Source organism: Halopseudomonas litoralis (assembly GCF_900105005.1).
In the GTDB taxonomy this organism is placed as follows: domain Bacteria; phylum Pseudomonadota; class Gammaproteobacteria; order Pseudomonadales; family Pseudomonadaceae; genus Halopseudomonas; species Halopseudomonas litoralis.
On the sequence record NZ_LT629748.1, the window covers coordinates 451,927 to 466,953 of the forward strand.

The following is a 15,027-nucleotide window of genomic DNA, read 5'->3' on the forward strand; positions in this document are numbered from 1 at the left end:
GATGGCCCAGTATGTGGAGTATTCGCTATGAAGCAGAGAGACAATGGAACTGTCGCCAGATGAATTCGGACTATGCATCTACCGCTTATTCACCGGAGAAACTGCAACGTCAGTCCGTTGCCAAACCACGCTCCGCTCTGGCGCGTATGACCAGCCGGCGTCTGCCATGGGGCAATACTCAAGAAATAGTACCGGATATTTTCATGACGCCCGACCCAGACGCACTACGGGGGGTTGAGCTGGGGAAGAAAGAAAAGGAAGAGAAACTAGCTAAGGGCACTTACAGGCCTGCGCCTATGGAGCATATCGACTTCCACGACCGTTGTGATCATGAGCATTACCGGCACGCTCCCTGGGCTGCGAGAGCGCAATTCTGGGTTTATCTGATCAGCTTTGGGAAAGATGGTTTCTTTCTTTTTCTGGTACTGGGGGGGTGGGTTGCTTTCTTGGATGGGGCGCGTTCCTCTAGAAGTTTTTTTACCAGTTTCTGGGAATATTTCATGATTGCATTGAAACTATTCTTGCTTCCCTGCGGACGGGACTGTCAGATTTTTTGTGTTCGGGCCGTTAATGGCCTGCCATCAGGTAGGCCCTCACTTACCAGGTCGGCCTGGTGAAGCGATCTTCGTATAGGATCGCGAACTGATTCATAGCGGCTTTCCAGTCATGTGCCGCGTTACCCCAGTTGGCAGTGATATTACGTAGCGCCAACCAGATCAACTTCGTCGCGGCCTCATCCGTTGGGAAGTGGCCCCGGGTTTTAATGATCTTACGCAACTGAGCGTTGATGCTTTCAATCGCATTGGTCGTATAGATCACCTTTCGTATGGCGGGCGGGAACACAAAGAACGGAATGACCCTATCCCACGCACGCCGCCAGGCTGCTGTGACCGTCGGGTACTGCTTACCCCATGGCCCAGCTTCAAACGCGTCCAAAGCCTGCGCTGCGACCTCGGCGTTGAGCGCCTGATAGATGGGCTTGAGAGCTTTGGCCAGCTCTCTGCGCTTGTCCCAGCCTGCATAATCAAGGCTGTTGCGGATCAGATGTACAATGCAGGTCTGCAAGGTGGTATCCGGGAACACCGCACTCAGGGCTTCAGGTATGCCCTTCAGGCCGTCAGTCACGGCGATCAATATATCTTCTACGCCTCGGGTCTTCAGATCGTTGAACACCTTCATCCAGAATTTGGCGCCCTCCGTCGTTTCGATCCAGATGCCCAGAATATCCCGTGTACCGTCCGGTAACACCCCAAGCGCTAGGTAAACGGCCTTATTGCGAACCAGGCCCTCGTCCCGAATTTTGACCCTCAAGGCATCGAAAAAGATGACCGGGTACATTGGCTCCAAGGGGCGTTGCTGCCAAGCGCTAATCTCTTCCAATACGGCATCGGTAACCGAACTGATGAAGTCATGAGAAACATCGGTTCCGTACTGCTCGGCCAGGAAGGCTCGGATTTCACGAACCGTCATGCCTCGGGCATACATGGCAATGATCTTGTCGTCAAAGCCGGTAAAGCGGCGCTCATGCTTGGGAATCAGGATCGGGGCAAAGCTGCCGTCGCGGTCTCGGGGGATGTCCAGACGCAGCGGGCCATCATCGGTGAGCACTGTCTTGCCGCTCCGGCCGTTACGCTGGTTGCTCGCCCCCTCTGGGCGCTCAGCACCTTCAGGGTAGCCAAGGTGATGCCCTAGCTCGGCACCAAGGGCCCGCTCGATCAACGCCTTCTTGAACGCCATCGAGGCATCCTGAATGGCTTCAGCGCTCATCGGACCATTGACGAACTGATCAATCAGCTCTTTGGGAATTGCTGGTAGGTCTCGCGGGGTTTCACGCCCCGGCTTCTTCTTGGTCGGCATACATGCATCCTCTGCTGCAACATGTTATGCCCAAACACAAAATTTATGACACCCCCCTGCGGACTGGCTTGGGCGGTAGCTTCATTGATCATCCACAAATTCCCCCGCCTCTGGGTTAAACCCGGCAAAGGCCCCAAGTGGGAACTCAATCGCCGCACCGGCATGATCACACTATTTGAGTACCGCCGGAAAAAGGTCACCGAAAAGCGCGCTCCCTTCCAAGAGTTCGATGCCTATATCAACACCACCCCCGACCGCCAGGGACTACCAATGAACGGGCTGAGCCTGGAGCACCGTTATGAGGATATCCGCATCTTCTTCGGTGACATCCAGCCGCCGGACCGCAACACCCAACAACTTTGTGCCCTCTGGGACTTTATCCAGAACTACATGGATACCAGCCGTCCGTTGCCGGATGCCCCTTTGTTTGAAGAGCATCGCCGGAACGATCCGACTACGGCTGAACATGACCAAGCCACCGGCCGCAATCCGCGCTATTGGATCGATATGGATGAGGACACGTTCAAGAAAGAGCAGATGCTGATGCGGAGTCGGGTAAACGTGATCAATACCTTCAGCCGCACCAACCTGATGGCGCAATACGTGGAATATCGCGTGTAATCTGATTACTCACAAAAAGCCCGGCTCACCGGGCTTTCTGTTACTCAGTTATGCGCATGCAATATCCCATTCAACTGAATGGCGCTCTTATTGGTTTTGCACTCGATCGAGCCGGTCTGTGAGTTGCGGCGGAACAGCAGATCGGGTTGGTTGGCGAGGCTGCGGGCCTTGATGATTTCCACCAGGTTGTCGGCGTCGTCCAGCAGCGCGACCTTGAGGCCGGCGGTGATGTACAGGCCGGCTTCCACGGTGCAGCGGTCACCCAAGGGGATGCCGATGCCGGCGTTGGCACCGATCAGACAGCCTTCACCCACTGAGATGACGATATTGCCGCCGCCGGAGAGGGTGCCCATGGTTGAGCAACCTCCACCCAGGTCCGAGCCCTTTCCAACAAAGACGCCGGCGGAGATCCGGCCTTCGACCATGCTGGTGCCTGCGGTGCCGGCATTGAAGTTGATAAAACCTTCATGCATGACGGTGGTGCCCTCACCAACATAGGCGCCCAGACGTACGCGAGCGGTATCGGCGATACGGACGCCGCTGGGTACGACGTAGTTGGTCATGAGCGGAAACTTGTCGATGCTGTTCACCTGCAGGTCGCGCCCCTGCAATCTGGCAGCCAGCTGGCGCTGGGGCAGCTCAAGCAGATCTATTGCGCCTTCATCGGTCCAGGCTACGTTTGGCAGCAGCGGGAACAGGCCGGCCAGCACCACTTCATGGGGCTTGACCAGACGGTGGGACAGCAGATGCAGCTTGAGGTAGGCGCCGGGTGTGGTGATCGGTGCGTCATCGGTTTCAAGGATGGTCGCCACCAGCGGGCGGGTGCTGCTTTCAAGCTGAATGGCCAATGCGCCGAGCTCGGCAAAGCCTGCATCGCAGAGAGCTTTGCCCAGTACGGCGCACTGGCTGGCGTTCAGGCTGATAGCCTTGTTGCCGCCGGTGTAGCCGAGCTGCTCGGCGAACACGGCTATCATCCGCGGCTCGGGATTCAGGATGGGTTGAGGGTAATACACCTCCAACCAATCGCCGGCGCTATTCTGGGTGCCGATACCCAGGGCCAGACTGAAGCTGTCACTCATTCGGTGTTCCTTTGTGCATGGAGTCAGAAGGCAGCGGCATACAGGTCGGGCTTGAAACCGACCAGACGCTGTGAGCCGATATCCAGTACCGGTCTTTTTATCATGGAAGGATTGGCTTGCATCAGGGCGACGGCCTTGTCTTGATCGATGTCCTGTTTGTCGGCATCGTTGAGCTTGCGGAAGGTCGTGCCCTGGCGGTTGAGGATTTTCTGCCAGCCGTGCTCGGTGCACCAGGCATGCAGACGGGCGGCATCGATACCTTCCTTCTTGTAGTCATGGAAGTGATATTCGACGCCATGCTCATCCAGCCAGGTACGGGCTTTTTTCATGGTGTCGCAAGCTTTGATGCCATACAGGGTAATCATGCTCAGAGGCTCCTGATAAAAGTCCGAATACGTTGGGCGGCTTCGATGCAGTCGGCCAGCGGCGCGACCAGCGCCAGGCGTACACGGCCCGCGCCGGGGTTGTGGCCGTCGACTTCGCGGGACAGGTAGCGCCCCGGTACGACAGCCACGTTCTGCTCGGCCAGCAGGCGGCGGGTGAAGGTTTCGTCATCGATGGGCGTGGCCGGCCACAGATAGAAGCCGGCGTCCGGGCGCTGGATGTCCAGTACGTCGCCAAGAATATCCAGCACCGCGTCGAACTTGGCCTGGTACAGGGCGCGGTTGGCCGCTACGTGCTCTTCATCCTGCCACGCTGTGAGGCTGGCCAATTGGACGTGAATCGGCATGGCACAGCCGTGATAGGTTCGATAGGTAAGGTAGGGGCCAAGCAGGCTGGCGTCACCGGCGACAAACCCCGAGCGCAGGCCGGGCAGGTTGGAGCGCTTGGACAGGCTGTGAAACACCACGCAGCGGGAAAAATCTGTGCGTCCCAGGCTGGCGCAGGCCTGCAGCAGCCCGACCGGGGCTGGTTGGTCCGGTGCGTAGATTTCGCTGTAACATTCATCCGAGGCGATAACGAAATCATGTTCGTCCGCCAGTCCGATCAGTTTCTGCAGTGTTGCCAGCGGGATGACCGCGCCGGTGGGGTTGCCGGGCGAGCAGATGAACAGCAGTTGGCAGCGGCGCCAGATGTCTGCCGGGACCTTGTCGAAATCAGGGACAAAACCATCGGCTGGATTGCAGGCCAGATAGTGAGGCTGCACACCAGCGAGGAACGCGGCGCCTTCATAGATCTGATAGAAGGGGTTGGGGCTGACCACCAGTCCCTCTGGGTCACGCTGCACCACGGCCTGGGTGAATGAAAACAACGCCTCGCGGGTGCCGGTGACGGGCAATACATGCCGATCAGCATCGAGCATGCCAGCAGGTAACTGGAAGCGTTGACTTAGCCAGTCGACAATACCCTGGCGCAGCTGCGGCAGGCCGGCGGTGGAAGGATAGGTGGCCGCTTTGTCCAGATTGGCGGCAAGGGCTTCCAGTACCAGCGCCGGGGAGTCATGTTTCGGTTCGCCGATGGACAGAGCGATCGGTGCCAGCTCCGGGTTGGGCGTGATATCGGCGAGCAGCGCCCGCAGCTTTTCAAAGGGGTAGGGCTGCAGGCGTTGCAGGTCAAGATTCATCCAGTTCGGGTCCTTAAATATCCATTGATTGCGGCATATTGTTTTCTCTGGTGCCATAGCTCAGTGTGCGGATGATGGTGTTCTGCAGCCGTTCGCACAATAGCGGGTCAGACAAGGGTTGATTGTCCGCATCAGTGATCACAAAAACGTCATCCACGCGCTCACCCAGGGTGACGATCCGGGCATTTTGCACGCTGATGTCGAAATCCAGAAATATTTTCCCCATTTTTGCCAGCAGACCGGGGCGGTCGGGTGCACTCAGTTCGAGAATAGTGTGCTGTGCGCTGTGGTCGGTGAAGATGGTGACTTCAGGGTCGAAGGCAAAATGCTTGAGCTGACGCGGCACCCGGCGCTGGATGATCGCCGGGTAGGCGTCCGGATCGGACAGCGCCTCCAGCAGGCCGCGCTTGATTTCGCGAATGCGTTCGGGATTGTCGCCGATCGGGCCGCCATCGGCGTCCAATACTATATAGGTGTCGAGGCTGAATCGATTGCTGGTGGTGATGATGCGGGCATCCTGAATACTCAGGTTGAGTTGGTCCATGGCCGCAGCGGTTACTGCGAACTGATCATGCTGTTCAGGCGTATAGAGAAATATCTGCGTGGCGCCTTCGAATTCACGCTGGGCGGTTTCCTTGATCAACACCAGAGGGCCGCGATGTTCAGGGTGCTGAGCGATGGCTTCGGTATGCCAGGCAATGTCGCTGGCGGTGTGACGTAGAAAGTAATCCTCGCCCAGCTGTGTCCACAGGGCCTCGACATCCTCTTCATCAATGCCGCTGCGCACCAGAATATCCATGGCGGCGTGCTGGGTGTCGGCAATCTGTTGCGCACGGTTGGGCGGGTTGTCGAGGCCGCGGCGCAGAGCGCGTTTGGTTTCGGTGTACAGCTGGCGCAGCAGCGAGGCGCGCCAGGAATTCCATAGCGTCGGATTGGTCGCGTTGATGTCTGCAATGGTCAGCACGTACAGGTAATCCAGGCGCACCTGGTTACCCAGCTGCACGGCAAAGTCATGGATCACCTCTGGATCGGAAATGTCCTTGCGCTGGGCGGTGGTGGACATGATCAGATGGTGCTCCACCAGCCAGCTGACTAGGTGGGTATCCCAGGCGGGCAGTTTGTGACGCTGGCAGAACAGGGTTGCATCCAGTGCGCCAAGCTCGGAATGATCGCCACCGCGGCCCTTGGCAATGTCGTGATACAGCCCGGCCATGTACAGAAGGTCAGGCTTGGGCAGACGGCAGAAGATCTTCCAGGCCAGCGGGTACTTTTCCTGATAATCGGGGCGACCCAGTTTGCGCAGATGCTTGATCAGGTTCAGGGTGTGCGCATCCACGGTATAAATGTGGAACAGGTCATGTTGCATCTGACCGACGATGCGCCCGAACTCCGGCAGATAGCGCCCGAGAATGCCATAGCGGTTCATGCGTCTCAGGTTGCGGTGCACGCCCTCGCGGCAGCGCAGCAGTTCGACGAACAGGCTGGTATTGCGGATGTCGCTGCGAAAGTCGTCATCGATCAGGTGACGATGATCGCGCAGCAGCCGGATGCTGTCTGCGCGAACGCCGCGGATTTCCTGATGCTGAGCCATCAGCACGAAGATCTCCAGCAGGGCGAAAGGGGTGCGCTTGAATACCTGCGGGTGCGTTACCTCGATATAGTGGTTGCGCACCTGAAAGCGGCTGTTGAGCGGTTGGATGTCCGCCGACTCGGCATCGCGCAGCAGGATTTCTTCAAAATGTTGCATCAGCAGGTCGTTCAGCTCCGACAGTGACATGACGATGCGGTAGTACTTCTGCATGAAGCGCTCGACTGCCAGCTTGGCATCGTTGTCCTCGAAGCCGAACAGGCGCGCCAGGGCGCGCTGGTGATCGAACAGCAGGCGATCCTCGGCGCGGCCGGCGAGGGTATGCAGGGCAAAGCGTACTTGCCAGAGGAATGCCCGGCCACCGGCCAGAATGTTGTATTCGGGCTCATTTAGAAAGCCCTGGCCGACCAGCTCACGCAGGTTGCTGGTACCGAAATGGCGCAGCGCGACCCAGCCGATGGTCTGGATATCGCGCAGTCCGCCGGGGGAGCTTTTGACGTTGGGCTCGAGGTTGTATTCGGTATCGTTGAACTTGGCATGCCGATCGTGTTGCTCGGCGCGCTTGGCGCGGAAGAACTCCGCGCTGGTCCACATGTGCTGCGGTCCGACGGCTTCGAGCATGGCTTGGCGCAGGGACTCATCACCGACCAGCAGCCGCGACTCCATGAGATTGGTTATCACGGTGACGTCGGCGCGTGCTTCCTGCTGACATTCGCTGACCGTCCTGACGCTCTGACCGACCTCCAGACCGATATCCCAGAGCAGAGTGAGAAACTGGCTGATGGCCTCGTTGTAGCGATCGCCGCTGCCATCGCGTAGCAGGATGAGCAGGTCGATGTCAGAATGCGGATGCAACTCGCCACGCCCATAACCTCCGCCCGCCAATAGTGCGATATCGGGATCGTCGGGGCAGGCGAGGGCGCTCCAGGCCTGACGCAGAATCTGGTCGGTGAACCAGGCTCGATCGTGGATCAGTTTGTGAATGTCACGGCCGCCCTCGAAACGGGCCTGCAATACTTCACTGGCATGCCGCAGGGCTTTCTTGAAGGCAGGAATCGGGCTTCGCTTGAGAGCCAGATCAGCCTTGAACTGGCTTGGGTCAAACAGTTCGTGATCCACAATGATTCCTCGCGACGTTCGCTTGCTGCGTTTCTCAGAGGCTCAACGGAAGCTTTCTTCCTTGCGCAATGTCAGTACTTCATAACCATCTGCAGTGACCAGGATGGTGTGCTCCCACTGCGCCGACAGTTTGCGGTCCTTGGTGATCGCGGTCCACCCATCACCCAGCAGGCGGGTTTCTGCGCGGCCCTGGTTGAGCATGGGTTCGATGGTGAAGATCATGCCTTCCTTCAATTCAAGGCCGGTGCCGGCCTTGCCGTAATGCAGTACCTGCGGCTCTTCGTGGAACACTTTGCCGATGCCGTGACCACAATAATCGCGTACCACGCTGAAACGGTTGGCATGGGCGTGATCCTGGATGATCTGACCAATATCTCCCAGCCGCGCGCCGGGACGGACCACGGATATGCCTTTATACAGGCATTCCTGAGTAACCCGCGACAGGCGTGCAACCCACTCCGGCGTCTCGCCAACATGGAACATCTTGCTGGTATCGCCGTGGTAGCCGTCCTTGATGACGGTGATGTCGATGTTCATCGCATCGCCGTTTTTCAGCGGCTTGTCGTTGGGGATGCCGTGGCAGACCACATGGTTGAGCGAGGTGCAGATGGATTTGGGGAATGGGATGCGGCCGTGGCCGCCGCCGTAGTTCAGCGGCGCGGGAATGGCCTTCTGTTCATTGACGATAAAGTCATGGCAACGCTGGTTCAGCTCATCGGTGGTAACACCCGGCTTGACGTACTCCCCGATCATCTCCAGCACTTCAGCAGCCAGGCGGCCGGCGACGCGCATGCCGGCGATATCTTCGGGGGTCTTGATGGATACGCTCATGAGGGGGAATTCTCTCGTCTTGCCACGCCGACTGGCGTGCGAAATGGATGAAACGTCAACAGACCCCGGAGTTTATCAGATAGAACAGAGAGCTGGGGATGCTGAGCCAGAGCTGCCATTCGGCACGACGCTCTTTATCTGAGCGGGCAGTCTGTGGTATAAAGCGCCGCGCCTGAACAAACAGCGGATCTTTCTGCATCAGGCATTACTTAATCCGCACACGTATCGACACGTTGTCCTGGGTGCCCTTCGGGGTTGGATGGCGGGATATGTGGAGGCTCAACCCGATATAATTTATGGAGTTATCATGACCCAAGTTTCCATGCGTGACATGTTGAAGGCCGGTGCGCACTTCGGCCACCAGACCCGTTACTGGAACCCGAAAATGGGCAAGTTCATTTTCGGCGCTCGCAACAAGATTCACATCATCAACCTGGAAAAGACCATGCCGATGCTCCACGAAGCCCTGAGCTTTGTGGAAAAACTGGCCAGCGGCAAGAACAAGCTGCTGTTCGTTGGTACCAAGCGCGCTGCCAGCAAGATCATTGCTGATGAAGCCACTCGTGCCGGCATGCCCTACGTTGACCACCGCTGGCTCGGCGGCATGCTGACCAACTACAAGACCATCCGTCAGTCCATCAAGCGACTGCGTGACCTGGAAGTCCAGGCTCAGGACGGCACCTTCACCAAGCTGACCAAGAAAGAAGCACTGATGCGCAGCCGTGATCTGGAAAAACTGGATCGTGGCCTGGGCGGTATCAAGGACATGGGCGGCCTGCCTGACGCCCTCTTCGTCATCGACGTTGAGCACGAGCGTATTGCCATCACCGAAGCCAACAAGCTGGGCATCCCGGTCATCGGCATCGTTGACACCAACAGCAGCCCTGACGGCATCGACTATGTCATTCCGGGTAACGATGACGCCATTCGCGCCATCAAGCTGTACGCCGGCGCAATGGCTGATGCCGTACTGCGTGGCAAGAACAATGGCGGCGTCGACGAGTTCGTCGAGGAAGCTGCTCCTGCGTCCGAGGCCTCCGAAGGCTGAGCAGGAATCGGCGCAGGTTGATGCCGTATTCAAAAAGGGGGCCATGCCCCCTTTTTGCACTATGTTGAATGCAACATCTTGAAAGCAACATGATGAGGCTGCCCAGGTGATCGGGTAGCTGCCAATCAAGCAAGTCAGAGGAAAAATTCATGTCACAGATTACTGCAGCCATGGTCAAGGAACTGCGTGAGCGTACCGGCCAGGGCATGATGGATTGCAAGAAGGCGCTTGCCGCAGCGGATGGCGACATCGAGAAAGCCATCGACGACATGCGTGCCGCCGGCTCGATCAAAGCTGCCAAAAAGGCTGGCAACATCGCCGCTGAAGGCTCCATTGCCGTTAAAGTGGCTGACGACAACAAGTCGGCCATCATCATCGAAGTCAACTCCCAGACCGACTTTCTGGCGCTGCAGGACGACTTCAAAGGCTTCGTCAGCGAGAGCCTGGATAAAGGCTTTGCAGCCGGTTATACCGATGCAGCGCCGTTGATCGCCGATCAGGAAACAGCCCGTGAAGCGCTGGTTGCCAAATGTGGTGAGAACGTCAACATCCGTCGTCTGACCCGCGTTGAAAGCGACGTGGTCGGCGCTTACCTGCACGGCCACCGCATCGGTGTTCTGGTTGCGCTGAAGGGCGGCGACGCCGAGCTGGCGCGTGATATCGCCATGCACATTGCTGCCAGCAACCCGCAGTTTGTCGATCCTTCCCAGGTTTCCCCTGAGGTAGTCGAGAAAGAGAAAGAAATCTTCCTGGCACTGAACGCCGAGAAGATCGCTGGCAAGCCGGAAAATATCGTTGAAAACATGGTCAAAGGCCGTATCAACAAGTTCCTCGCTGAAGCCAGCCTGGTCGAGCAGGCTTTCGTCAAGGATCCGGACGTCAAGGTCGGCGAACTGGCCAAGAAAGCCGGTGCTGAAATCGTATCTTTCGTCCGCTTTGAAGTGGGTGAAGGCATCGAGCGTGCCGAGGTCGACTTCGCTGCTGAAGTAGCGGCCCAGATTGCTGCCTCCAAGCAGTAATCGCGCAGCGTGATCAGCGCTCTGCAGGCTCCCTGCGCGGAGTCTGCAATCAGGCAATACCGGAAGGCTTCCCGCGCAGGCGTGAAGCCTTCTTTTTGAGAAATACTGAACAAGTTACCATCCATGTTGTCAGGGTGTGACTCGTTGAGTGTTTCACCAGCCACAGCAGGAGAGTGATGAATGGCCCAGGTACCTAGCAGCCGTCAGCCCAAGTACAAGCGAATTCTTCTCAAACTCAGCGGAGAAGCCCTGATGGGTACCGAAGATTTCGGTATCGATCCCAAGGTGCTCGACCGCATGGCGCTGGAAATCGGCCAACTGATCGGCATCGGTGTACAAGTGGGGCTGGTCATCGGTGGCGGTAATCTGTTTCGCGGCGCTGCGCTCAGTGCTGCCGGCATGGACCGGGTCACCGGCGACCACATGGGTATGCTTGCCACCGTGATGAACGGCCTGGCCATGCGCGACTCTCTGGAGCGTTCCAACATCCAGACCCGCGTCATGTCGGCGATTACCATGGAAGGCGTCACCGAGCACTACGATCGACGCAAGGCCATGCGCTATCTGGCTGGTGGCGACGTGGTTATATTTTCTGCTGGTACCGGCAACCCTTTCTTCACCACCGACACCGCTGCCTGTCTGCGCGGTATCGAAGTGGATGCAGACGTCGTATTGAAGGCCACCAAGGTTGATGGCGTATACGACCGCGATCCGATGAAGGATCCGAATGCCGAACGTTTTGACAAGCTCAGCTACGATCAGGTTCTGGATCTCAAGCTGGGCGTGATGGATCTGACAGCCATCTGTCTGATTCGCGATCATCATATGCCCTTGCGGGTATTCAACATGAACAAACCTGGCGCGCTGCTCAATGCAGTGGTAGGAAGCGCCGAGGGAACATTGATCGAGGGCTGAGTCATGATCAACGAAATCAAGCAAGAAGCGCAGGAACGCATGAAAAAGTCCACGGAATCACTGGGCGGCGCCTTCGCCAAGATCCGTACCGGCCGGGCTCACCCGAGCATCCTGGACAGCGTCATGGTGTCCTACTACGGTTCCGATACTCCGCTGCGTCAAGTTGCCAACGTTACCGTTGAAGACTCGCGCACCCTGGCACTCAGTGTATTCGACAAGAGCATGATCCAGGCTGTCGAGAAAGCCATCATGACCTCCGACCTGGGTCTGAACCCGGCGACTGCGGGCACCACCATCCGCGTACCGATGCCGGCACTGACCGAAGAGACGCGCAAAGGCTATACCAAACAGGCGCGCTCCGAAGCTGAAAATGCTCGGGTGGCCGTACGTAATATCCGTCGTGATGCTTTGGGCCAACTGAAGGATCTGCAGAAGGAAAAGGAGATCAGTGAAGACGACGAGCGTCGTGCTGCTGATGAAGTGCAGAAGCTGACCGACAAGTATATTGCTGAAATCGACAAGGCACTGGAAGCCAAGGAAACAGACCTGATGGCGGTCTGATGCCGGAGCAAGGCAAGGAGAAACATTTGTTCAGCACATCAGTAGACCTCGAATCATGAATGCCAAGGCCGCAACCCGGTCCGTCCCACGCCATGTTGCCATCATCATGGATGGCAACAACCGTTGGGCCCGCAAACGCTTCCTGCCGGGAGTGGCGGGGCACAAGGCGGGTGTGGAGGCGGTTCGAGCGGTCATCGAAGTGTGCGCCCGCGAGGGTGTTGAAGTGCTTACTCTGTTCGCCTTCTCCAGCGAAAACTGGGCGCGACCGGAGGCCGAGGTCGGCGCGCTGATGGAGCTGTTTCTGTTTGCCCTGCACCGGGAGGTGCGCAAGCTGCGGGACAACGACATTCGTCTGAATATCATCGGTGACCGCAATCGTTTTGCACCTAAGTTGCAACAGGCAATGCTTGACGCCGAGGCGATGACTGCCGAGTGCGGTGGCCTGCAATTGCTGGTCGCTGCCAACTACGGCGGGCAATGGGATGTCACCCAGGCAGCCCGTGCACTGGCGCAGGATGCCGCTGCTGGCCTGATCGACGCGGATAATATCAACGCTGACGATATCACCGCACGGCTTTCCACTGCTGGCCTGCCCTTGCCTGATCTATGCATACGTACCGGCGGCGAGCGGCGCATCAGCAACTTCCTGCTTTGGCAGTTGGCCTATGCTGAACTGTATTTTTCCGACCTTTTCTGGCCTGATTTCAAACACGATGCCATGCGCGAGGCGCTCGCCGATTTTGCCTGCCGCCAGCGGCGCTTCGGCAAAACCAGTGAACAAGTGACAGCGGAGTCCTGATGCTCAAACAACGCGTTCTTACCGGTGTCATTCTGGCGCCTCTGGTCATTGCCGGCTTCGTGCTGCTGGACCATCTGTGGTTCGCCGTCATGATCGGCTTCATCGTCACGCTCGGCGCCTGGGAGTGGGCGCGGCTGGCCGGTGAAGCCACCCAGAAGGGCAGGGTGGTCTACGCGCTGGCTGTGGCGCTGTTGATGGTGGGCTTGTACCGCGACGTCTGGCCACCGCACTTCGTGCTGGCACCGGCGTTGGGCTGGTGGCTGCTGGCGACCAGCATGATCATTCGTTACCCCAGCGGTCGCGGCCTGTGGAGCGGTTCGCTGATTGCTCAGCTGTTCGGCCTGCTGGTGCTGCTGCCGGCCTGGTATGGTCTGGTATGGCTGCGGGCTCTGGACGGTGGTCTGTGGCTGATCGTGGCGGTGGTGGTAATGGTCTGGGCGGCAGATATCGGCGCTTACTTTGCCGGTAAGACCTTCGGTCGCAACAAGTTGCTGCCGGCTGTCAGTCCCGGCAAGACCATCGAAGGCTTGCTCGGCGGTGTCGTGTTTACCCAGGTGCTCGTGATTGCGGCGATGCTGTATCTGGGCTGGTCGCTGCAATCAATACTGATCGGTATGCTCGGTACCTTGGTAGTAGTGCTGTTCTCTGTGGTCGGTGACCTGACCGAAAGCCTGTTCAAGCGTGAACAGGGGCTCAAGGACAGCAGCAATCTGTTGCCCGGCCACGGCGGCGTGATGGATCGCATTGATAGCCTGACGGCCGCAGTACCGGTGTTCGCGCTGGGCTGGTATCTGTTCGGGAGTCTGTTGGGTTGAATCACGAGTGGATAACAGTACTGGGCGCGACCGGATCGATTGGCGTCAGTACGCTGGATGTGATTGCCCGCCACACTGATAGATACGCAGTGTTTGCCCTGACCGGGCATAGCCGCATGGCGGTGCTGGAGGCCCAGTGCCTGCAACACAGACCGGTATTTGCTGTGGTCGCTGACGCCGAGCAGGCATCCCGACTGCAGCAGCGGCTGGATACTGCCGGATTGTCCACCCGTGTATCGCACGGGCCAGAGGCATTGGCGGAGGTGGCTGCCGACGAGCGTACCAATGTAGTCATGGCCGCCATCGTGGGCGCGGCTGGATTGCCCCCGACCCTGGCCGCAGTGCGTGCGGGCAAGCGCGTGCTGTTGGCCAACAAGGAAGCGCTGGTCATGTCCGGCGCCTTGTTCATGCAGGCCGTCAGTCATTCCGGTGCGCAGCTGTTGCCGATCGACAGTGAGCACAACGCGATATTTCAATGCATGCCGCAGAACTATGCCACCGGCCTCGGCAAGGTGGGCGTGCGGCGTATTCTGCTGACCGCCTCCGGTGGTCCCTTCCGCGATTTTGCTCTGGAAGATCTGGCGGGTGTCACACCGGCGCAGGCCTGTGCCCACCCGAACTGGTCGATGGGCCAGAAGATTTCCGTGGACTCGGCCAGCATGATGAACAAGGGACTTGAGCTGATCGAGGCCTGCTGGCTGTTTGATGCTCGCCCCGAGCAGGTCGAGGTGGTGGTGCATCCACAGAGTGTGGTGCATTCGCTGGTGGACTATGTTGATGGGTCGGTGCTTGCGCAGCTGGGCAATCCGGACATGCGGACGCCGATAGCCCACGCCCTGGCCTGGCCGGAACGTATCGACTCCGGCGTCAGCGCGTTGGATCTGCTGCTGACCGCGCGGTTGGACTTTCAGGCGCCTGATCCGCTGCGCTTTCCCTGTCTACGGTTGGCTCGCCAAGCCTTCGACGCCGGTGGTACCGCTTGTGCGACACTCAATGCAGCCAATGAAGTGGCGGTGCAGGCCTTTCTCGATGAGCGCATTGGTTTCACTGATATCCCTGTTATTATCGAGCACACATTGAACCGTCTGCCACCCGAGCCGGTCGAAGAGCTGGCTCAAGTCATGCTGGCTGATCATCACGCACGTGAACAGGCGCAAAAATGGCTGGATAACCGGGTCTGAGCATCGAGCATAGACCCCAGTGAGGCGCTG

15 protein-coding genes are annotated in these 15,027 nt (G+C 58.4%); 9 read left to right on the forward strand and 6 right to left on the reverse strand.

All coding sequences use genetic code 11. The annotated features are described in order from the left end of the window. The first annotated feature begins 11 nt into the window (after window positions 1-11). Window positions 12-617 (forward strand): hypothetical protein, encoded by a 606-nt coding sequence (locus tag BLU11_RS02300; protein WP_157718513.1) that lies wholly within the window; start codon window positions 12-14, stop codon window positions 615-617. On the opposite strand, the gene BLU11_RS02305 is transcribed toward BLU11_RS02300, so the two are convergent. Next, on the reverse strand, window positions 598-1,857 hold the full coding sequence (locus BLU11_RS02305) for an IS256 family transposase (RefSeq protein ID WP_090271862.1): 1,260 nt from the start codon (window positions 1,855-1,857) through the stop codon (window positions 598-600). The genes BLU11_RS02300 and BLU11_RS02305 overlap by 20 nt on opposite strands. Before the next feature lie 84 nt (window positions 1,858-1,941). Between BLU11_RS02305 and BLU11_RS02310 the strand changes: the two genes are divergently transcribed. Beyond that, complete coding sequence (locus tag BLU11_RS02310) at window positions 1,942-2,478, forward strand: hypothetical protein (RefSeq protein ID WP_231702256.1); 537 nt, start codon at window positions 1,942-1,944, stop codon at window positions 2,476-2,478. A 44-nt stretch (window positions 2,479-2,522) separates the two neighbouring features. Here the strand turns inward: BLU11_RS02310 and dapD are convergent, their stop codons facing one another. Genes dapD through map form a run of 5 tightly spaced genes read right to left on the reverse strand, consistent with a single transcriptional unit; the run spans window position 2,523 to window position 8,659 of the window. Next, window positions 2,523-3,557 (reverse strand): 2,3,4,5-tetrahydropyridine-2,6-dicarboxylate N-succinyltransferase, encoded by a 1,035-nt coding sequence (gene dapD, locus BLU11_RS02315; protein ID WP_090271864.1) that lies wholly within the window; start codon window positions 3,555-3,557, stop codon window positions 2,523-2,525. 23 nt (window positions 3,558-3,580) lie between these two features. After that, complete coding sequence (locus BLU11_RS02320) at window positions 3,581-3,922, reverse strand: ArsC family reductase (protein ID WP_090271865.1); 342 nt, start codon at window positions 3,920-3,922, stop codon at window positions 3,581-3,583. 2 nt (window positions 3,923-3,924) lie between these two features. Beyond that, a complete protein-coding gene (gene dapC, locus BLU11_RS02325; RefSeq protein WP_090271866.1) occupies window positions 3,925-5,121 on the reverse strand; it encodes a succinyldiaminopimelate transaminase in 1,197 nt (398 codons plus the stop codon). A gap of 13 nt (window positions 5,122-5,134) precedes the next feature. Next, the gene (locus BLU11_RS02330) at window positions 5,135-7,828 is read right to left on the reverse strand and encodes a [protein-PII] uridylyltransferase (RefSeq protein WP_231702257.1); all 2,694 of its coding nucleotides are present in this window, start codon (window positions 7,826-7,828) and stop codon (window positions 5,135-5,137) included. Between the two features lie 42 nt (window positions 7,829-7,870). Beyond that, window positions 7,871-8,659, reverse strand: a complete 789-nt coding sequence (map, locus tag BLU11_RS02335; RefSeq protein ID WP_090271868.1) for a type I methionyl aminopeptidase — start codon at window positions 8,657-8,659, stop codon at window positions 7,871-7,873. Between the two features lie 307 nt (window positions 8,660-8,966). Between map and rpsB the strand changes: the two genes are divergently transcribed. The 7 genes from rpsB to ispC all read left to right on the forward strand — a co-directional run bounded on the left by rpsB (window position 8,967) and on the right by ispC (window position 14,997). Continuing rightward, on the forward strand, window positions 8,967-9,707 hold the full coding sequence (rpsB, locus tag BLU11_RS02340; RefSeq protein WP_090271869.1) for a 30S ribosomal protein S2: 741 nt from the start codon (window positions 8,967-8,969) through the stop codon (window positions 9,705-9,707). Window positions 9,708-9,856: 149 nt separating this feature from the next. Then, window positions 9,857-10,726 (forward strand): translation elongation factor Ts, encoded by an 870-nt coding sequence (gene tsf, locus BLU11_RS02345; RefSeq protein WP_090271870.1) that lies wholly within the window; start codon window positions 9,857-9,859, stop codon window positions 10,724-10,726. Window positions 10,727-10,906: 180 nt separating this feature from the next. Next, window positions 10,907-11,641, forward strand: a complete 735-nt coding sequence (gene pyrH / locus BLU11_RS02350; protein ID WP_090271871.1) for a UMP kinase — start codon at window positions 10,907-10,909, stop codon at window positions 11,639-11,641. A 3-nt stretch (window positions 11,642-11,644) separates the two neighbouring features. After that, the gene (frr, locus tag BLU11_RS02355; RefSeq protein ID WP_090271872.1) at window positions 11,645-12,202 is read left to right on the forward strand and encodes a ribosome recycling factor; all 558 of its coding nucleotides are present in this window, start codon (window positions 11,645-11,647) and stop codon (window positions 12,200-12,202) included. Between the two features lie 55 nt (window positions 12,203-12,257). Next, the gene (gene uppS, locus BLU11_RS02360) at window positions 12,258-13,001 is read left to right on the forward strand and encodes a polyprenyl diphosphate synthase (protein WP_090271873.1); all 744 of its coding nucleotides are present in this window, start codon (window positions 12,258-12,260) and stop codon (window positions 12,999-13,001) included. Next, complete coding sequence (locus BLU11_RS02365; RefSeq protein WP_090271874.1) at window positions 13,001-13,816, forward strand: phosphatidate cytidylyltransferase; 816 nt, start codon at window positions 13,001-13,003, stop codon at window positions 13,814-13,816. The genes uppS and BLU11_RS02365 overlap by 1 nt, the downstream gene beginning before the upstream one ends. After that, window positions 13,813-14,997 (forward strand): 1-deoxy-D-xylulose-5-phosphate reductoisomerase, encoded by a 1,185-nt coding sequence (gene ispC / locus BLU11_RS02370; protein ID WP_090271875.1) that lies wholly within the window; start codon window positions 13,813-13,815, stop codon window positions 14,995-14,997. Before BLU11_RS02365 ends, ispC begins: the two co-directional genes overlap by 4 nt. Window positions 14,998-15,027 lie beyond the last annotated feature (30 nt).